General features: G+C 63.9%; 21 protein-coding genes and 1 tRNA gene. 8 read left to right on the forward strand and 14 right to left on the reverse strand.

Annotated features, from left to right (window positions below):
- The first annotated feature begins 253 nt into the window (after positions 1-253).
- The gene (cynR, locus tag THITHI_RS0103965; RefSeq protein ID WP_018231777.1) at positions 254-1,258 is read left to right on the forward strand and encodes a transcriptional regulator CynR; all 1,005 of its coding nucleotides are present in this window, start codon (positions 254-256) and stop codon (positions 1,256-1,258) included.
- A 102-nt stretch (positions 1,259-1,360) separates the two neighbouring features.
- Positions 1,361-1,801: a cyanase gene (gene cynS, locus THITHI_RS0103970; protein ID WP_018231778.1), complete on the forward strand. Its 441-nt coding sequence runs from the start codon at positions 1,361-1,363 to the stop codon at positions 1,799-1,801.
- A 103-nt stretch (positions 1,802-1,904) separates the two neighbouring features.
- Here the strand turns inward: cynS and THITHI_RS0103975 are convergent.
- From THITHI_RS0103975 to THITHI_RS0104020, 10 genes are all read right to left on the reverse strand, one after another.
- Positions 1,905-1,980: transfer RNA gene (locus tag THITHI_RS0103975), tRNA-Gly, on the reverse strand.
- A 61-nt stretch (positions 1,981-2,041) separates the two neighbouring features.
- Complete coding sequence (gene pgsA, locus THITHI_RS0103980) at positions 2,042-2,599, reverse strand: CDP-diacylglycerol--glycerol-3-phosphate 3-phosphatidyltransferase (protein WP_018231779.1); 558 nt, start codon at positions 2,597-2,599, stop codon at positions 2,042-2,044.
- Between the two features lie 87 nt (positions 2,600-2,686).
- Complete coding sequence (gene uvrC, locus THITHI_RS0103985) at positions 2,687-4,519, reverse strand: excinuclease ABC subunit UvrC (RefSeq protein ID WP_018231780.1); 1,833 nt, start codon at positions 4,517-4,519, stop codon at positions 2,687-2,689.
- 7 nt (positions 4,520-4,526) lie between these two features.
- Positions 4,527-5,183, reverse strand: coding sequence for a uracil-DNA glycosylase (locus THITHI_RS0103990; RefSeq protein WP_018231781.1), 657 nt, complete (start codon positions 5,181-5,183; stop codon positions 4,527-4,529).
- Positions 5,184-5,244: 61 nt separating this feature from the next.
- Entirely contained in the window at positions 5,245-5,922 is a 678-nt protein-coding gene (locus THITHI_RS0103995) for a response regulator (RefSeq protein WP_018231782.1), read from the reverse strand.
- Positions 5,923-5,964: 42 nt separating this feature from the next.
- On the reverse strand, positions 5,965-6,435 hold the full coding sequence (locus tag THITHI_RS0104000; RefSeq protein ID WP_018231783.1) for a CYTH domain-containing protein: 471 nt from the start codon (positions 6,433-6,435) through the stop codon (positions 5,965-5,967).
- 236 nt (positions 6,436-6,671) lie between these two features.
- Complete coding sequence (locus THITHI_RS0104005; RefSeq protein WP_018231784.1) at positions 6,672-7,640, reverse strand: beta-ketoacyl-ACP synthase III; 969 nt, start codon at positions 7,638-7,640, stop codon at positions 6,672-6,674.
- On the reverse strand, positions 7,637-8,665 hold the full coding sequence (plsX, locus tag THITHI_RS0104010) for a phosphate acyltransferase PlsX (protein WP_018231785.1): 1,029 nt from the start codon (positions 8,663-8,665) through the stop codon (positions 7,637-7,639). The genes THITHI_RS0104005 and plsX overlap by 4 nt, the downstream gene beginning before the upstream one ends.
- A gap of 135 nt (positions 8,666-8,800) precedes the next feature.
- Positions 8,801-8,992, reverse strand: a complete 192-nt coding sequence (gene rpmF, locus THITHI_RS0104015) for a 50S ribosomal protein L32 (RefSeq protein ID WP_018231786.1) — start codon at positions 8,990-8,992, stop codon at positions 8,801-8,803.
- 95 nt (positions 8,993-9,087) lie between these two features.
- Positions 9,088-9,630 (reverse strand): YceD family protein, encoded by a 543-nt coding sequence (locus THITHI_RS0104020; RefSeq protein ID WP_018231787.1) that lies wholly within the window; start codon positions 9,628-9,630, stop codon positions 9,088-9,090.
- 153 nt (positions 9,631-9,783) lie between these two features.
- On the opposite strand from THITHI_RS0104020, the gene THITHI_RS0104025 reads away from it, so the two are divergent.
- The 3 genes from THITHI_RS0104025 to THITHI_RS0104035 are packed head-to-tail and all read left to right on the forward strand — an operon-like array spanning position 9,784 to position 13,686.
- Positions 9,784-11,202, forward strand: coding sequence for an acetyl-CoA carboxylase biotin carboxylase subunit (locus tag THITHI_RS0104025; RefSeq protein ID WP_018231788.1), 1,419 nt, complete (start codon positions 9,784-9,786; stop codon positions 11,200-11,202).
- Between the two features lie 17 nt (positions 11,203-11,219).
- On the forward strand, positions 11,220-13,046 hold the full coding sequence (gene oadA, locus THITHI_RS0104030) for a sodium-extruding oxaloacetate decarboxylase subunit alpha (RefSeq protein WP_018231789.1): 1,827 nt from the start codon (positions 11,220-11,222) through the stop codon (positions 13,044-13,046).
- A gap of 49 nt (positions 13,047-13,095) precedes the next feature.
- Positions 13,096-13,686: a Maf family protein gene (locus THITHI_RS0104035; protein ID WP_018231790.1), complete on the forward strand. Its 591-nt coding sequence runs from the start codon at positions 13,096-13,098 to the stop codon at positions 13,684-13,686.
- A 65-nt stretch (positions 13,687-13,751) separates the two neighbouring features.
- On the opposite strand, the gene THITHI_RS0104040 is transcribed toward THITHI_RS0104035, so the two are convergent.
- Positions 13,752-14,180, reverse strand: coding sequence for an FHA domain-containing protein (locus THITHI_RS0104040; protein ID WP_026186041.1), 429 nt, complete (start codon positions 14,178-14,180; stop codon positions 13,752-13,754).
- Positions 14,181-14,384: 204 nt separating this feature from the next.
- Here THITHI_RS0104040 and THITHI_RS0104045 point away from each other — a divergent pair, with 204 nt between their 5' ends.
- The 3 genes from THITHI_RS0104045 (at position 14,385) to THITHI_RS0104055 (ending at position 16,080) form a co-directional block, all read left to right on the forward strand.
- The gene (locus THITHI_RS0104045; protein WP_018231792.1) at positions 14,385-15,329 is read left to right on the forward strand and encodes an L-lactate dehydrogenase; all 945 of its coding nucleotides are present in this window, start codon (positions 14,385-14,387) and stop codon (positions 15,327-15,329) included.
- A 62-nt stretch (positions 15,330-15,391) separates the two neighbouring features.
- Complete coding sequence (locus tag THITHI_RS0104050) at positions 15,392-15,895, forward strand: Hsp20/alpha crystallin family protein (RefSeq protein WP_026186042.1); 504 nt, start codon at positions 15,392-15,394, stop codon at positions 15,893-15,895.
- A 2-nt stretch (positions 15,896-15,897) separates the two neighbouring features.
- Positions 15,898-16,080: a hypothetical protein gene (locus THITHI_RS0104055; RefSeq protein WP_026186043.1), complete on the forward strand. Its 183-nt coding sequence runs from the start codon at positions 15,898-15,900 to the stop codon at positions 16,078-16,080.
- Between the two features lie 95 nt (positions 16,081-16,175).
- On the opposite strand, the gene THITHI_RS0104060 is transcribed toward THITHI_RS0104055, so the two are convergent.
- From THITHI_RS0104060 to THITHI_RS0104070, 3 genes are all read right to left on the reverse strand, one after another.
- On the reverse strand, positions 16,176-16,538 hold the full coding sequence (locus THITHI_RS0104060) for a metalloregulator ArsR/SmtB family transcription factor (protein ID WP_198005574.1): 363 nt from the start codon (positions 16,536-16,538) through the stop codon (positions 16,176-16,178).
- 136 nt (positions 16,539-16,674) lie between these two features.
- Complete coding sequence (locus THITHI_RS0104065) at positions 16,675-17,991, reverse strand: TRAP transporter large permease (RefSeq protein ID WP_018231796.1); 1,317 nt, start codon at positions 17,989-17,991, stop codon at positions 16,675-16,677.
- Positions 17,988-18,572, reverse strand: coding sequence for a TRAP transporter small permease subunit (locus tag THITHI_RS0104070; RefSeq protein WP_018231797.1), 585 nt, complete (start codon positions 18,570-18,572; stop codon positions 17,988-17,990). The genes THITHI_RS0104065 and THITHI_RS0104070 overlap by 4 nt, the downstream gene beginning before the upstream one ends.
- Between the last annotated feature and the right edge of the window lie 24 nt (positions 18,573-18,596).

Raw genomic sequence — 18,596 nt, forward strand, 5'->3', positions numbered from 1 at the left:
GGGCCGCTCATTAGGCCAAGAACTTATTATTATGGAACTTATAGGACTCTCCTATTTACAGCAAGTCCCGATTTTCCTGACCTTCCGGCTTGCTCGCGGCTCCGGGCCACTCCCGTCCTGCATTCCCTGGGCTTATCCAGGATGGGATATAAGCGTTTTCTAATGGCCGCAAATTTCTTCTGGGTATGGAGCCTAAACGCTGATGTGCTATAAGTCTAAGAACTAATAACTATTGAACTCGTAGGACTTTCCTATGCCCAGAAAAGTTGTTTTCCCTCGCTCCCTTCAGTACCTGCTCGCGATCGCCGAGCACGGCAGCTTCACCCGGGCGGCCGAAGCCCTTCACGTATCACAACCCAGCCTGTCCCAGCAGATCAAGCAACTGGAGGAGCTGCTGCAATCCCCGCTGCTGGACCGCACGGGGCGGACAGTGCGGTTGACCGACGCCGGCGAGGTCTACGTGCGCCATGCCCGGCGGGCCTGGGGGGAACTGGACGCCGGTACACGGGCCATCCACGACATGCAGGACCTGAGCCGAGGCTCGCTCCGCCTGGGGTGGAATCCGATCACCGATTACCTGACGTGCTCCCTGCTGGTGGAATTCAACAGCCTCTATCCCGGCATCACGCTGAGCACCCTGGAGATGCCCCAGGACGACATCGAAGCCGCCGTGGCCGACGACCATATTGATGTCGGCATTACCTTTCGCCATCCGGCCCGGAGCAAAGCGACACGATCGGGCGAGATCGAGACGACCCTGCTCTTTGAAGAGTCCCTCTGCCTTGCGGTCGGTAACGCCCACCCCCGTGCGGGCCAGCAGGACCGCCTGGACGCACAGGAATTCGGGCAGGAATCGCTGGTACTGCTCAATCGAGACTTCGCGTTGCGACGCCACGTGGACGGCTATTGCCTGGAGCACGGCATCGTGCCGCGCACCGTGATGGAGACCAATTCGCTCAGCGTGATCATCGAGATGCTTCAGGTCGGACCGCTTGCCAGTGTCCTGCCCAAGACCATCGTTCGCAGCCAGTGCGGCCTTTACGCCATTGACTTGACACCCAGGCTTCCGCAGAAGGCGATCACCGTCATCACCCGCAAGGGTGGGTACAAAAGCCCGGCATGCCTCGCGTTCACGGCGCTGGCCTCGGACTGGTCCGTCCGCAGAACCAAGGAGATACCCGTTCGACGGAGAAGGCCCTGTCCGCTTGCCGAGGAATATCATCAACCGAAGGGAAGTCAGCTGCAGGCGAAACACTGACGGCTTGTGCCTGCCAACACGGATAAATGGGAGCCGAACCCGATTGCCGCGCGGCAACGAATGTTGTTACTTTGACACTTTTTGATTGACGGAGGAGAAGAGATGAACAAAGAAGAAATGACCGACCGCATCATTGCTGCCAAAAAGGCCCGGGGACTCACCTGGGAGGCCATTGCCGCCGAGGTGGGCAAGGGTCAGACGTGGGTTACATCGGCCTGTCTCGGCATGAACAGCATGCCCGAGGACATCGCAAGGCGGCTTTGCGATTTCCTCGAACTCGACGATGAGGTGTGCATCACGCTGCAGGAGTATCCCCACAAGTCATGGAAGAAGACGGTCCCGCAGGACCCGGTCATCTACCGGCTCTACGAGGCACTCGGCGTATACGGCGATACCATCAAGGAAACCATTCATGAGAAGTTCGGTGATGGCATCATGAGCGCCATCGACTTCTCCATGGACATCCGGAAGCAGGAGGATCCGAACGGGGACCGCGTCGTGATCACGCTGAACGGCAAGTTCCTCCCCTATCGCTCGTGGTGATGACCGGCCCCGTTGCCGCACGGCCGTCAGGCCCGTGACCGCCGGCACCAAACGATAAAAGCCCCGGAATCGGGGCTTTTATCGTTTGGTGCCGTGCCATATCTGGAGCGGGAAACGAGACTCGAACTCGCGACCCCAACCTTGGCAAGGTTGTGCTCTACCAACTGAGCTATTCCCGCAGGAAGCGCGTATTTTAGTGAGCCACGGGAATTTGTGTCAAGCTCACCGCCCCCGGGCAGGTCAGACCTCCTCCACCCGGCGCAGCGCCGCGCGCAGGTACTGGATCATGGACCAGAGTGTCAGGGCGGCTGCCACATAGAGCAGGACAAGACCCAGGGTGACCACGGGCATGCCGGCCACGGGCTGCTCGTAGAGCAGCAGGAAGATGGCCACCATCTGGGCGGTGGTCTTGAGCTTGCCCATGCTGGATACGGCCACCTTGCGCTGCTGACCGATCTGCGCCATCCATTCCCTGAGGGCGGAGATGGCAATCTCGCGGCCAATGATGACTATGGCGGCGGCGGCCACCACGATACCCCCCATCCGGTCCACCACCAGGACCAGCGCCGCGGCCACCATGAGTTTGTCTGCCACCGGGTCCAGAAAGGCGCCAAAGCGTGATGTCTGCCCCAGACGCCGGGCCAGGTAGCCGTCCAGCCAGTCGGTCACCCCTGCCAGGGCGAAGATGCCCGCGCTGGCGGGTCCCGCCCATGAGACCGGCAGATAGAAGACCACCACGATGAGGGGGATCAGGGCAATGCGCAGCCAGGTGATCAGGGTGGGGATGTTGAGGATCATGGCTCAGCGCCTTTGTTGTGGGTTCCCGCTCATCGCGGGGTGTTCCGGAACGGTCGAGGCCGGCGCGTGTGATGAATTCGCAGGCGCTCAGTCCGCGTGGAAGCTGTCATAGATCTGCTGCGCCAGTTTCCGGCTGATGCCCGGCACCTTGGCCAGTTCCACGACCCCTGCCCGGCTGATGCCCTGCAGACCTCCGAAATGCTTGAGCAGCTGCTGCCTGCGCTTGGGCCCCATCCCCGGGATCTGTTCCAGGGGTGACACGTTGCGCGCACGGGCCCGTCGCTGGCGATGCCCGGTGATGGCAAACCGGTGCGCCTCGTCGCGTATCTGTTGAATGAGGTGCAGGGCGCGGGAGCCTGGCGCCAGTATGATAGACGGGCGCCCCGGGTCACTCAATACGAGTGTCTCCAGCCCGGGGCGCCGGTCAGCGCCCTTGGCCACACCCACCACGGTGACACCGGCCACCTGGAGTTCCTCCAGTACCTTGAGGGCCTCGGCCACCTGCCCCTTGCCGCCGTCGATGAACAGCACGTCCGGGAGGCGGCCCTCCCCTTCCTTGAGGCGGGTGTAGCGCCGATGCAGGGCCTGGCGCATGGCCGCGTAGTCGTCCCCCGGGGTGATGCCCTCGATGTTGAAGCGCCGGTAATCGGATTTGACCGGTCCTTCCGCGTCGAAGACCACGCAGGAGGCCACCGTGAGTTCGCCCTGGGTATGACTGATGTCGAAACATTCCATGCGCCCCGGGGGCTCATCGAGGTCCAGTTCCTCGGCCAGCACCTCCAGACGCTCGCGCATCCCGGCCCGGCTGGCGAGGCGGCCGGCCAGGGCCATTTCGGCGTTGCGCAGGGCCATTTCCAGCCACCGGGCGCGCTCTCCGCGCACCCGCGTGCTCAGCGTCACCGCCTTGCCCCGGCGCAGGGCGAGCATTCCGGCCAGGGTTTCACGGTCGGCGGGTTCGTGGCTGAGGATGATCTCGCCGGGCACCTCGTGGTTGAGGTAATACTGCCCCAGGAAGGCGGTGAGCAGTTCATCCACCTGCGTGTCCTCGGGCAGCTTCGGAAACAGGGCCTTGTTGCCCAGGTGGTGGCCGCCGCGCACGAAGAATACCTGTACGCAGGCCTGACCGGATGCCACGTGACAGGCAACGATATCCACGTTTGCGCTGCCGCCGCTGATGTGCTGTTGCTCGGAGATCTGCCGCAGCCGGCTGATCTGGTCCCGATAGCGGGCCGCATTCTCGAAGGCCAGCTCCGCGGAGGCGGCCTCCATGCGGTTGACCAGATCCTGGATCACCTCGCCGCTGCGCCCTTCCAGGAACTGCACCGCGTGTTCCACGTCGCGCCGGTATTCCGCCTCGTCCACGTAGCCGACGCACGGCGCCGTGCAACGGCGGATCTGGTATTGCAGGCAGGGGCGGGACCGATTCTGGAAAAAGCTGTCCTCGCACGGGCGCAGGAGAAAGAGCTTTTGCAGCAGATTCAGGGCCTCGCGCACCGCGGCAGAGGAGGGATAAGGGCCGAAATAGCGCCCGCCCGGCTTGCGTGCACCGCGGTGAAAGGCGAGGCGGGGAAAGGCGTGATCGGTGACGAGGATGTAGGGATAACCCTTGTCATCGCGCAACAGCACGTTGTAGCGGGGCTGGTGCTCCTTGATCAGGTTGTTCTCCAGCAGCAGCGCCTCGGCCTCGGTGTCGGTCACCGTGATCTCGATGGCGTCTATCTGGCTCACCATGGAGCGGATGCGGGTGCTGGAGACGTTGCGGCGAAAGTAACTGGACACCCGTTTCTTCAGGTCCTTCGCCTTGCCCACGTAGAGGACCGTGCCCTGCGCATCCAGCATCCGGTAGACGCCGGGACGATGGGTCAGGTGACGCAGGAACGCCGACGGATCGAAGGGTGCCGCGGACGACGAATCGCTCATGAGCCGGTTACCCGGGCGTGCCGGAATCCCGGGCGGGCGGGACCAGTTCCCGGATTCGATGGAACACCGTGCGAAACATCTCCGGCGTCAGGCGCCGGGTCTGGGTGTTGTACCGGCTGCAGTGATAGGAATCCACCAGGGTGAGGCCGTCCAGCGCGTGTTCCGCGCCGTGGCCGAAGCGGTGCGCCGACGCCTTGAGGCCCAGCGCGCGCAGCACCGCATTGTGTGCCAGCGTGCCCAGAGCCAGGACAACCGCGCCCCGGGGAAGGATGCGCAGTTCCGCCGCCAGGAAGGGGTTGCAGTTGGCCACCTCCCGGGTCTCCGGACGGTTCTCCGGCGGCAGGCATTTTACGGCGTTGGTGATACGGCAGTCCGTGAGTTCCAGGCCATCCCCCATGGCGACCGCGGTGGGGCGGTTGCTGAATCCGAAACGGTGCAGCGTTTCATAGAGCAGGATGCCGGCATGATCGCCGGTGAACGGGCGCCCGGTGGCATTCGCGCCGTGCATCCCGGGGGCCAGCCCCACCACCAGAAGCCGTGCGGCAGCGTCGCCGAATGGCGCCACGGGCGCGGCGTGATAGTCGGGGTGGCGTTCACGTACCCGGCTCAGGAAACCGGTCAGGCGCGGGCAAAGGGTGCAACGGGCGTCGAAGGTGCTTTCCATGCATGCAATGCTACCACGGTCATGCACCCTGCCCCGCCCCGGCGGCCGCCGGGGCGGGGTATCAGGAGCGGGTCAGGCCCGAGTCCGCATCACCCTGGATCAGGCCGTGCCGCATCGCCAGTGTGAGCAGCTCCATATCGGTGGACAGGCCCAGTTTGTCGAGCATACGGCACTTGTAGGTGCTGACTGTCTTGGGGCTGATATTCAGGACATCGGAGATGATCTGCGGCTTCTGGCCCTTGAGAAACATGAGCAGTATCTGGCGCTCCCGGTGGGACAGCCGATCGAAGGGGTTGGCATGGCGATCCGTCCCGCAGGCGTTTTCGATGGCCAGGCGCTGTGCAACCTCGGGGCTGATGTGGCGCTCTCCGCGAACCGCGCCCTGGATGGCGGCAATCATCTCCTCAATGCGGCAGCCCTTGGTCAGGTAACCCGCGGCACCGACCTCCAGCACCCACCGGGGAAACGGCCCCTCGTCGGTGGCGGTGAGCACCAGCACCTTCACGCCCGGCTGATTGCGCACGATCTGGCGGGTGGCTTCCAGCCCGCCGATGCCCGGCATACTGAGATCCATCAGGACCACGTCGGGACGAAGGCGGCGCGCCAGGTCCAGGGCCTCCTCACCGGTGCCCGCCTCCCCCACCACGTAGATGCCCGTGGTCGTGGCCCGCTCGCTCAGCAGCCCGCGGATGCCGTGCCGGACCAGTTCGTGATCGTCCACCAGCAGCAGGTCGATCATGTGCGTCACCTCCGGCTCACGCAGACCCGACCCGGCCGCGGCTCACGTCCAGTGTGTATAGGGATGTCTGACCAGGCTCGTGTTGTAGTAACGCGCGTCATGGGACACCTCCTCCCCGATCCAGTCCGGTCTCTCAAAGGTCTCGTCCTCGCTCGACAACTCGACCTCCGCCACTACAAGCCCCTGGTTCTGCCCTTCGAATACGTCCACTTCCCAGACGTGTCCCCGGTACTCGACGAAGTGGCGGGTCTTCTCGATCAGCGGTCCCTCGCAGAGCAGTTCGAGCATATGCCGGGCATCCGGCAACGGCACGGGATACTCGAACTCCTCCCGCCGCACGCCGAGCGTGGCGCTCTTGATATTAAGGTACCCCGACTCGTCCGAAACCCTGATCCGGATTGAACTCCGTGCATTACCGCACAGATAGCCCTGCTGGTATTGGACGCTTCGGGAGACAAGATGCCTCCACGAGTCGCCGATGACCAGAAATTTTCGTTCTATCTCCTGTGCCATGGTACCCCCTCTACGCCCCCATCCATATATGAAAGATATAGATGAGTGGCCCGGGACCTGTCGGGGTGCAGGCCAGGGCCTGTCCGAGCCATCTGCGCACAGCGGACTGCGTAGGAAATCGAGGCCGGATTCTCGATTGTTTTAGGGGCATAGTGGTGACTATGCGACGAAAAGGATCGGAAATCCGGCCCGATGTCCCACCATCACAGCAGCGACATGATGACTCCGAGGGGCTCCTAGTAATACAGCAGCGCGGAACCCCAGGTAAAGCCGCCGCCGAAGGCCTCCATCATCAGCAGATCGCCCGGGCGGACCCGGCCGTCCCGCACGGCGACATCCAGGGCCAGCGGAATGGATGCCGCCGATGTGTTGCCATGCTCCTCCACGGTGACCACCACCCTGTCCATGGGCATCTTCAGCTTGCGGGCTGTGGCCTGGATGATGCGGATGTTGGCCTGGTGGGGGATAAGCCAGTCGATCTGCGCCTTGTCAATGTCATTGTATTCCAGGGTCTCGTCCACGATGCGGCCCAGCGTGTTGACCGCCACTTTGAACACCTCGTTGCCCTTCATCTGCAGGTAGGCCTTGCCGGCCATCACGTCATCGTAGTGGGTGGAAATCCCCTTGGGCACGTGCAGGAGCGTCTCGAAGCGTCCGTCGGCATGCAGATGCGTGGAGAGGATGCCGGGTTCTTCGCTGGCCTCGAGCACCACGGCGCCGGCACCATCGCCGAACAGCACGCAGGTGGAGCGATCGGTCCAGTCGATGATGCGCGAGATGGTTTCAGCACCGACCACCAGCGCGCAGCGAGCCCCGCCGGTTCGCACGAAACGATCGGCAACCCCCAGCGCATAGACGAATCCGGTACACACTGCCTGCACGTCGAAGGCGGCGCAGCCGTGGATCCCGAGACGCTGCTGCAGCAGGCAGGCGGTGCTGGGAAATATGCGGTCGGCGGTGGTGGTGGCGACGATGATCAGATCGATGTCCGACGCCTTGCGCCCGGCCATTTCCATGGCCGCCCGGGCGGCATGCTCGGCCAGATCGCAGGTGGCCTCGCCCGGACCCGCTATATGACGCTTGAGGATGCCGGTACGTTCCCTGATCCACTCATCGCTGGTGTCCACCATCCTGGCCAGATCCTGGTTGCTGAGGACCTTCTCGGGCAGGTATCCCCCCGTGCCGGTAATGCGGGAATAGGTCACGATGACTCCCTTTCCGTAAGCAGCTGCTCCAGTTGCTTGTCGATCCGCTGGGCGATCTTCTTGTCCACCTCGATGCGGGCGATCCGGATGGCGTTTGCAAAGGACACGATATCGGCGCTGCCGTGACTCTTGATGACGATGCCCTGAAGCCCCAGTAGGCTGGCGCCATTATAGCGCCGCGGATCAATGCGTTTCTTGAGCGCGTTCAGGATCGGGAGCGCGAACAGGGCGGCGAATCGGGTGAGGAGATTGCGCTTGAACTCCTTGCGCAGGAAATGGGTCACCATGCGCGCCACGCCCTCCCCGGTTTTGAGGGAGACATTGCCCACGAAACCGTCGCACACGACCACATCGACCTCGCCGCAGAAGATGTCGTCACCTTCCACGAAGCCCACGTAATTGAGATTGCTCTGTTCGAGCAGGCGGGCGGCCTCCTTGATCTTGTCACTGCCCTTGATGGCCTCCTGGCCGATGTTGAGCAGTCCCACCCGGGGGTTCGGATCGTTGTCCACCGCGCCCACCAGCACGGATCCCATGACGGCGAACTGGAACAGGTGCTCCGCCGTGCAGTCCACGTTCGCCCCCAGGTCCAGCATGTGGGTATGTCCGTGGATGGAGGGAATCGCCGCGATGATGGCCGGCCGGTCGATGCCCGGGAGGGTCTTGAGCACATAGCGGGCGGTGGCCATCAGTGCGCCGGTGTTGCCGGCGCTCACGCATGCGTGGGCGGCGCCCTCCTTGACCAGGTTGATGGCCACCCGCATGGAGGAGTCCTTCTTGCCGCGCAGCGCCTGGGCGGGCGGTTCGTCCATGCCCACCACCTGGCCGGCATGGTGGATGCGCAGGCGCCCGGGCAGGGACTTCGCGTGGCGGGATATCTCCTCCGTCAGAAGGGCTTCGTCACCCACAAGCACCAGTTCAATGTCCGAAAAATCGCGTAACGCCCGAAGGGCCGCCGGGATCACGACGTTCGGTCCGTGATCCCCGCCCATGGCGTCCAGTGCAATGGTAAAGGCTTCGCTCATTCAGTTCCGACGGATTTCGCCTGCCCGAAAAACGACGACGCGGGATGAGGCACCCCGCGACGTCTTGCATGATCACAGTTGGAGCGGCCGGCCCGTGCGTCTGATGATCGACGGGCGAGCCATGACGACGGAAGCTTATTCCTCGTCCTGCTGCTCCTTGGCCTTGATCACCTGGCGTCCGCGGTAGAAGCCATCCGGGCTGATGTGATGCCGGCGATGGACTTCTCCCGTCGTGGGCTCGATGGACAGGGCGGAAGTCTTGAGGGCGTCGTGTGAACGGCGCATGCCCCGCTTCGACGGGGTGGTGCGGCCTTGCTGTACAGCCATGATGACAATCTCCGTAAGCGTTGATCTGTAAGCCGGTGTCGGGCAACCGGAAATGCCTGTGTAATTGATCCATTGCCGAGCATGCTCGGTCTGCCTCAACGATCCTTGTCCCCCTCCTCCTTGAGTGTTTGCAGGACGGCAAAGGGATTGCTGTCGTCCTCGCGCTGCGCCCGGGCCACATCCGCCTGCCCGAACTCCCGCAGGGCTGCCTCGGCACAGGCGCTTCCTTCCCCGTGCAATGCCACCACGGGCAGGGACAGCAGCAGTTCGTCCTCGACCAACGTGTGCAGACTCAGGCCCCGCGCTTCCACCCACACCGCGTCTTCATGGTCGGGTATGGCCGCCGCTTCCGTACCTTCGGATACCAGTCGCGCGTCGAGCGCAGGGCTCACCGGCAGGTCCATGGGCTCCAGGCAGCGCTGGCACCGGACCCGCAGAACCGCCTCCACGTGCCCCGTCAGACGGTCCGGCTGGCCTGCCGCGCGGGTAAACACAAACCAGGCCGTGGCTCGCCCTTGCGAACCCGCAAGGACCGCCGAGAGGCGCGGCATTTCCGCCAGGGGCAGAAAACCCTTGATCTCCCTGGCCTGAGACGCCAGCCGCGCGGGGTCGACCCAGTCGGGCAGCCTGTCGAACATAAGCGGGCGATTTTACGCGGGCGAAAGCCGCGCTGTCAAAAAGAGTTTCCCCAGCAGAATCCGGGTCTTGGCTTGAAAAACCTCCGCAGGATCACGGATACTGCCGCTTCCTTTGTCCCACATTCCTCTTTCCCCCTAAGGTAAGCGCCTCTCGTGATACGCAAGATACTCATCGCCAACCGCGGCGAAATCGCCGTGCGCATCATTCGCGCGTGTGCGGAGATGGGCATTACCTCGGTGGCGGTCTACACCGATGCGGATCGTCACAGCCTGCATGTCAAGAAGGCCGACGAGGCCTATTCCATCGGTCCCGACTCCCAGGCCGGTTACCTCAACGTGCATCGCATGGTGAACCTGGCGCGCGCGGCCGGCTGTGACGCCATTCATCCGGGATACGGATTCCTCTCCGAGAACCCCCAGTTTGCCAAGGTCTGCGCCGCCCGGGGCATCCGGTTCATCGGCCCCTCGGCCGAGGTGATCCGCGCCATGGGCGACAAGGTGGAAGCGCGGCGCACCATGATCGAGGCGGGCGTCCCGGTGGTGCCGGGCAGCGAGGGCAATCTGGCCAGCGCGGACGAAGCCGCCGACCTGGCCGGGCGGATCGGCTACCCGGTGATGCTCAAGGCCACCACAGGCGGCGGTGGACGCGGCATCCGCCGCTGTGACAACCCGGAATCGTTGCGCGGCGGCTACGAGCGGGTGCGCTCGGAGGCCACCAAGGCCTTCGGCAGCACCGAGATCTTCATGGAAAAGGCGGTCGTCGACCCCCGCCATATCGAGGTGCAGGTGCTGGCCGACAGCCAGGGCAACGTGATTCACCTGTTCGAGCGGGACTGCTCCATACAGCGCCGCCACCAGAAACTCGTGGAGGTCGCGCCCTCCCCTCAGCTCAATGACGCCCAGCGGGAATACGTCGGCGAGTTGGCGGTACGCGCGGCCAGGGCCGTCGGATACCAGAACGCGGGTACCGTGGAGTTCCTCATGGACCATGAGGACAACTTCTACTTCATGGAGATGAACACCCGTTTGCAGGTGGAGCACCCGGTCACCGAGATGATCACCGGCGTGGACATCGTTCAGGAACAGATCCGCATCGCCTCCGGCCTGCCCATGACCTACACCCAGGACCAGGTACAGCGCCGCGGCTTCGCCATCGAGTTCCGGATCAACGCCGAAGACCCCAAGAACGATTTCCTGCCCAGCTTCGGGCGCATCACCCGCTACTTCGCGCCCGGTGGTCCCGGCGTACGTACGGACGGCGCCATCTACACCGGCTACCACATCCCGCCCCACTACGACTCCATGTGCGCCAAGCTGATCGTCTGGGCACTGGACTGGGAGGGGCTCATCCGCCGGGCGCGCCGGGCCCTCCAGGACATCGGCGTCTACGGGGTGAAGACCACCATCCCCTACCACCTGGAGATCCTGGGTACCGGAGAATTCCAGTCCGGACGTTTCAATACCGGCTTCGTGCAGAATCATCCGGAACTCACCGGGTACTCCGTGCGCCGTCCGGTCCGTGAACTGGCGGCCGTGATCGCCGCCGCCATCGCCGCCCACAAGGGCCTGTAATCCCCAAAGGTATCCGCATGTCAAAGGTCATGATCACCGATGTCACCCTCCGTGACGGCCACCAGAGTCTCATCGCCACGCGCATGCGCACCGAGGACATGCTTCCCGTATGCGAACGCATGGACCGGATCGGTTTCTGGTCCCTGGAGGTCTGGGGCGGCGCCACCTTTGACGCCTGCGTGCGGTTTCTCAAGGAGGACCCCTGGGAGCGCCTGCGCCAGCTTCGCGAGGCCCTGCCCAACACGCGCCTGCAGATGCTGCTGCGCGGCCAGAACCTGGTGGGCTACCGCCATTATGCCGATGACGTGGTGCGCAGCTTCGTGGCGCGGTCCGCCGCCAACGGCATGGACGTGTTCCGCATCTTTGACGCCATGAACGACACCCGCAACCTGCGGGTCTCCATCGAGGCGGTCAAGAAGGAGGACAAGCACGCCCAGGGCACCCTCTGCTACACCACCAGCCCGGTGCACGACATCCCCCAGTTCGTGGACATGGCACGGGAGATGGTGGACATGGGCTGCGACAGCATCGCCATCAAGGACATGGCCGGCCTGCTCACCCCCGCCACCACGGCGGAGCTGGTCAGCGGCCTGGCGGGCGCCGTCCAGGTGCCCATCCACCTGCACATGCACGCCACCTCGGGCCTGTCCGAGATGTGCCATCTGAAGGCCATCGAGAACGGCGCCGCCGTGATCGACACCGCCATCTCCGCCTTTGCCGGCGGCACCAGCCATGCGCCCACCGAAAGCATGGTGGCGGCACTGAAGGGCACGGAATACGACACGGGGCTGGATCTCGAGGCCCTGCAGGAGATCGGCTTCTACTTCCGGGAGATACGCCGGAAGTACCACCAGTACGAGAGCGAGTTCACCGGCATCGATACACGGGTGCAGACCACCCAGGTGCCGGGCGGCATGATCTCCAACCTGGCCAACCAGCTCAAGGAACAGGGTGCCTTGGACAAGGTCGGCCAGGTGATGAACGAGATCCCGCGGGTACGCGAGGACCTCGGCTACCCCCCGCTGGTCACGCCCACGTCCCAGATCGTGGGGACCCAGGCGGTGATGAACGTGCTGACGGGGGAACGCTACAAGACGATCACCAACGAAGTGAAGCTCTATCTCCAGGGACGTTACGGCCGCACCCGGGGCACGGTGAATCATGTGGTGCGGCAGAAGGCGATCGGCAACGCGGATGTCATCGACTGTCGGCCGGCCGATCTGCTGGACGACGAGATGAACAACCTTCGCGAGCAGGCAGGTGACCTGGTCCTGAACGAGGAAGACGTGCTCATCTATGCCATGTTCCCGGAGATCGGCCGGGAATTCCTCGAACACCGCCGCGCCGGGCAGTTGGTGCCCGAACCCCTGCTGCCTGCCAACACCGCGCAGGGCGAGGACGAGGCCGCCCCGGTGGAGTTCAATGCCACCCTGCACGGCGAGACCTACCACATCAAGGTCACGGGCACCGGCCACAAGCGCGAGGACATGCGGCCCTTCTACGTGACGGTGGACGGCATGCCCGAAGAGATCATTCTGGAGGCCCTGGACGAACTGATGCCGGAAGCCGGCGAGGGCGAGGGCGCGCGGCCCCGGGCCCGCCGGGGCAGCAAGCGCCCCCGGGCCACCAAACCGGGGCATGTATCCACCTCCATGCCGGGCACCATCATCGACGTGCTGGTCAGCGAAGGGGGCGAGGTCAAGGCCGGCGATGCGGTCCTGGTGCTGGAAGCCATGAAGATGGAAACGGAGGTGCAGGCGCCGGTCAGCGGTACCGTCAAGGCCGTGCACGTGGCCAAGGGTGACAGCGTCAATCCGGACGAGACGCTGCTGGAAATCGAATGAACGGCGGGGCTTCCCGGCGAGCACCCTTGGCAGTGGTCCGGAGCGTGCTGTGCGCACGCTGATCCTGGCCTCCTCCTCCCCGTACCGGCGGGAACTCCTGTCCCGGCTCGGGCTCGTCTTTGAGTGCCATTCGCCGGACGTGGACGAATCGGTCCTGGCCGGAGAGTCTCCCGATGCGCTGGTCGTGCGCCTGGCGCGATCCAAGGCGCAAGCCGTGGCGCACCAACATCCGGATGCGCTGATCATCGGCTCGGACCAGTGTGCCGAACTCGACGGGCGCATCCTGGGCAAGCCCGGTGATCACGAAGGTGCCGTCAGGCAGCTTCGTGCCGCGTCCGGGCGTGAGGTGGTGTTCCATACGGGCCTGTGCCTGCTCAATGCCCGTACCGGGCGGGCCCATGTGACCAGTGTGCCCTTCCGGGTGCGGTTCCGCGCCCTGGATTCCGCGATGATCGAGGACTACCTGCGCCGCGAAACGCCTTATGACTGCGCCGGCAGCTTCAAGTCCGAGGGGCTGGGCATCGTGCTCTTCGAGGGCATGGAGGGGGATGACCCCACCTCCCTGGTGGGTCTGCCACTGATCGCCCTGGTGGGCATGCTTCAGCGGGAAGGGATGCCGGTCCTCGGCGGGCCCCGATAGGGTCCCGAAACGGAATCGGGCGGCACCAGGGGTGCCGCCCGATTCCGTTTCAGCGCTCTTGCGGGCTAGTATCCCGGATTACGGAAGTGGATCAGGTGCGGATCGCCCTTTTCCACCGGCCGTCCCAGGCTGATCACACCCTCGTTCACCAGCGGGAACTCCTCGCCGTTGAGCAGGCAGATCTGATCATTCCCCGCGATCTGCACATAGGTGCCGTTGGTGCTCTGGTCGATCATCACGAACTTGCCCTTGCGGTAGATGAAACGGGCGTGATGCCGCGACGCCACCGGGGTCGCCACCACCAGATCACAGTCCATGTTGCGGCCTACCACGAACACCCGAGAACTGGCGGTAAACCAGTGCTCCAGCCCCTCGTAACTCAGTGACAGGCGTGCATTGAGGTCATACATGGCCCGGATACGATCGGCACTGATCTGTTCGGTCGGTGCGCGTTCTTCGTAGCCGTCGTCAGAGGACTCCATGGAATATTTCATGGTCTGCCTTACCTCGATTGCCAGTAGTCTTATACTAATAGAGTATGTGCGTCCGGATACGTTATTTTCTGTGAACTCAACCAGAAAACGTCCACATTTCGGGCGTTTCGCGGGCATTCCGACCACCCGTACCGACCTTCAGTGTATGGTTTTGCCAGACTTTGACAAGTGGTTCGATGCCGGAACCGGTCATCGGAGGGGCTCATGTCGGGGAAAGCGGTAGGCATCATCGGTGCCGGCAACGTGGGCATGGCGGCGGCCTATGCCCTGTTTCAACGCCAGATCGCCGGCCGGCTCGTGCTTCTGGACCTCGACCGGCGCCGGGCCGAGGGCGAGGCCATGGACCTGATGCACGGACAGGCGCTGGTGGGGCGCGTATCTGTCCGGGCCGGGGACTATGCGGACCTGGCCGGCTGCCAGGTGGTGGTAATCTGCGCCGGCGTCGGGCAGCAATCCGGAGAAAGCCGGCTGGACCTGCTCAATCGCAATGCGGCCGTGTTCCGGGAGATCGCCGCCGAGCTGGATCGGCACGCCCCCGGCGCGGTGCTGGTGGTGGCCACCAACCCCGTGGATATCCTCACTGCGGTGATGCAGCGGCTCAGCAACCGGCCGCCTAAGCGGATCGTCGGCACCGGGACCATGCTGGACACCTCCCGCTTTCGCGCCCTGCTCGGCGAGTATTACGGCGTGAATCCCCGTTCGGTGCACGCCTACATTCTGGGAGAACACGGGGATTCCGAGGTGCCGCTCTGGAGCAGCGCCGCCATCGGCGGGCGCACCATCGTCGACCATGAGGTCAACGGACGCCCCTTTGATGCCGCCGCCATGCAGGCACTGTTCGAGCAGGTGCGGGGCGCGGCCTACGACATCATCGAACGCAAGGGCTACACCAATACGGCCATCGGACTGGTCATTGCGTATCTGGTGCGCGTAATTCTCGAGGATCAGAAAAGCGTCCTCGCGGTGAGTATCGACCCCGGAAGTCACTATGGACTCGCGGATGTCTGTCTAAGCATCCCCTGCGTCGTGGGTTCCGGCGGCGTGGAGTGCGCAGTCCCGCCCGTTCTGTCCGATCAGGAACGCGCGGGCATGCACGCATCGGCCGCCGTCCTGCGCGACAGCCTGTCGGGCATGACGATCGGGTCCTGACCGGTTCGAAATGACGCCCGGGCCGCGCTAAACTCGGTCAGGACCCCTTAGGGAGAATGCGCATGAGTACACTGGACCAGATCAGGGAGGGCTTCAGCCACGCCATGAACAGCCTGGGGCGCGGCTGGCACCAATTGCGTGAACACGCGGGGCAGGCCCTGACCCGCTTCCAGCCGGCATCCGACGAGGGGCCGGTGGAAAGCGTCGAGCAGGGACTGATCCGCAATGCCTCCCGCTGGGGAGTCCTCGCCTCCGAGGTACGCGAGACCGACGAGGCGGTGATCGTCGGGCTCGAGATCCCCGGTATGGAATCCGAGGATTTTCAGATCGACGTGGTGGACAGTTACCTGGTCGTGAGCGGCGAGAAGCGCCTCTCCAGGGAGGAGTCCGGCGGACGATTCTACGTCATGGAGCGGGCCTACGGCCGCTTCGAACGCGCGGTGCCGCTGCCTGTGCCTGTCGACGCCGGTGGGGCCAGGGCCCGCTACAGAAAAGGAGTACTGACTGTCACCCTGCCCAAGAACGTCCGCGCCATGGGCCGGCGCATCCCCGTCCAGGGAGCCTGATGATGAGTGAGGACATACCCGGCAACGACACGACCTACACCGGCCCGGAACGCCGCAAGGGGGAACGCCGCTCCGGCAAGGACCGGCGCGACATGCTGCGCTTCGAGCCCGAAAAGAACCCGCGGCGCTCCGGCAAGGACCGGCGCGCCGGCAAACAGGATCTGTGGGACAAGCGGGACTTCTGACGACAAGGAAAAGCGGGAAACGGCAACTGAAGGCACCCTGGCCCGGCTTTCCGCGTGCACACCGATCCGCGAGCGGCATTCCCGCTTCCCGATACTCACTGCCCCCTTGCAGTGCGATGGGCGCCCGGCCGGTCTTCCATGCCGGCCAGGCGCTTTCGATCCTCCGTATAGGGTGAATCCCCGGACACGGCCTCGAGGCTGGCCGAGAGCACAGAGCGCACCCAGTCGGGCAGTGCCCCGCTGATGCGGTAGTAGACCCACTGCCCACGCCGCTTGTCGTTGACCAGTCCGCTGTCCCTCAACTGGGCCAGGTGACGGGACACCTTGGGCTGGGGCACGCCCAGCGCATGGGTCAGTTCGTACACGCACAACTCCCCCTCCCCCAGCAGCAGCGCCAGGCAGCGCAGGCGGGTCCCGTCTGAGAGGGCGCGAAACACGGCTTCCGGAATCATATTCATTTTACCGAATATACGAGAAGCCACGGCGCCATGTCACCCTCCGGCACCGCCCGCAAAGCAGGCACGCACCGGGACGGACGCGTCTCCGATGACACGACCTCACGGGCCGCCGATTGGCGGCCCGTGAGGATCGGAGTCAGTTATAGAGATAACCCGGCAGCCAGAGCCCGATGGCCGGGAAGGTGTAGAAGAGGACCATGGCCACGAACACCATGAAGAGGAACGGCAGGATCCCCATGAAGATCTCCGTGAGTTTTATCTGTGGCGCCACGCCTTTCAGATAGAACGCGGACATGGCCATGGGCGGCGTCAGGAACGAGGTCTGGATATTGAGCGCCACCAGCACCCCGAAAAACAGCGGATCGATCCCGAACGCCGGCAGGAGGGGCAGGAAGATGGGCACGAAAATGATGATGATTTCGGTCCACTCCAGGGGCCAGCCCAGCAGGAAGATCACCAGCTGCGCCAGGATCAGGAACTGGATCGGGGTCATGTTCAGGCCCAGCAGCCACTCCTCGATCAGGGCGTGTCCGCCGAGCAGCGAGAACACCGAGGAGAAGATCCACGAGCCCACGAACAGCCAGCACACCATGGCCGACGTCCGCGCGGTCAGGAACACCGACTCCTTGAATCGCCTGAACGTCAACTGCCCGTACGCAGCCGCCAGGAGGATGGCCCCCAGAGCGCCGATGCCCGCCGCCTCGTGGGGCGTGGCCAGACCGAACAGGATGGCGCCCAGCACCGAGAGGATCAGAATCGCCAAGGGGAAGAAGGACGTCAGCAGAGAGGCAACGATCTTGAGGATCGGCACCTTGCGCTCCTCCTCCGGCAAGGGCGGCGCCACCTTGGGGTTCCACAGGGCGCGCGCGACCACGTAGAGCACGTAGAGCCCCGCCAGCAGCATGCCCGGGAACAGGGCCGCCGCATACAGGCGCACCACGGACACTCCGGCCATGGCACCGTAGAGGATGAGCATGATGCTCGGGGGGATGAGAATGCCCAGGCAGCCGCCGGCACAGATCACCCCGGAGGCGAGCTTTTTGTCGTAACCGGCCTTGAGCATCGCCGGCAACGCCAGCAGCCCCATCAAGGTCACCACAGCACCCACGATGCCGGTGGCGGTGGCGAACATCGCACAGGTGATCAGACTCGCGACCGCCAGCGACGCCGGCACGGCGCCGAAGGCGAGCTGAAGACTGTGAAATAATCGATCCAGTATGTTCGCGCGCTCGACCAGGTACCCCATGAACAGGAAGAGTGGCACCGCGATCAGCACATCGTTGGCCATCACGCCGTAGGCGCGCTGGACCAGCAGGGAGAAAATGATGTCGCCGATGGCGAAATAGCCGAAACCCAGCGCGAGGGCGATCAGGGTAAAGGCAATGGGAAAACCGAGAAGGATGGTGATGATAAAGATGCCGAGCATCAATATCCCGAGTTCCGCATTGCTCATGGAGCGTGCCCCGTTATATTCGCTTTGTCCGGTGGGAGCAGGTCTTCCCCGATCTCCTTGACATCCCCCACCCTCCTGGGCCATTTGCCGTCCTTCAGCGCCATGATGCACCGAAGTATCTCTGCAACCCCCTGCAGGGTCAGGAAGAATCCGCTGAGCGGTATCATTGCCTTGAAGTGGTACAGCGGAGGACCTCCGGGGCTGAAGGAGCTGCGTTCCCGCATCATCCAGGAAGATTCCGCAAAGTGATAGCCGGCATACATGAGGGCAAGTACGGCCGGCATGAAAAAGACGAGGTACAGGACCAGGTCAAGACCTGCCTGGGCCCGGATGGGAAACAGTCGGTAAACGACATCCGCACGCACGTGGGCCTGGCTGGCAAGGGCATATGCGCCCGCCATGATGAACAACGTGCCATACAGGATGTAGCTCGTGTCGTATGCCCATTCCGTAGGGGCATGCATCACGTAACGCATGAATACCTCGTATGTGACCACGGCCGTGAGGAACACGATGGCCCACGCAAACAGCTTGCCGACCCAGATGCTGATGTGGTCGATGAAGAAAAGGAACCGCTGCATCAAGCAACTCCAGACAGATGACAA

This window comes from Thioalkalivibrio thiocyanodenitrificans ARhD 1, assembly GCF_000378965.1.
In the GTDB taxonomy this organism is placed as follows: Bacteria; Pseudomonadota; Gammaproteobacteria; order Ectothiorhodospirales; family Ectothiorhodospiraceae; genus Thioalkalivibrio_A; species Thioalkalivibrio_A thiocyanodenitrificans.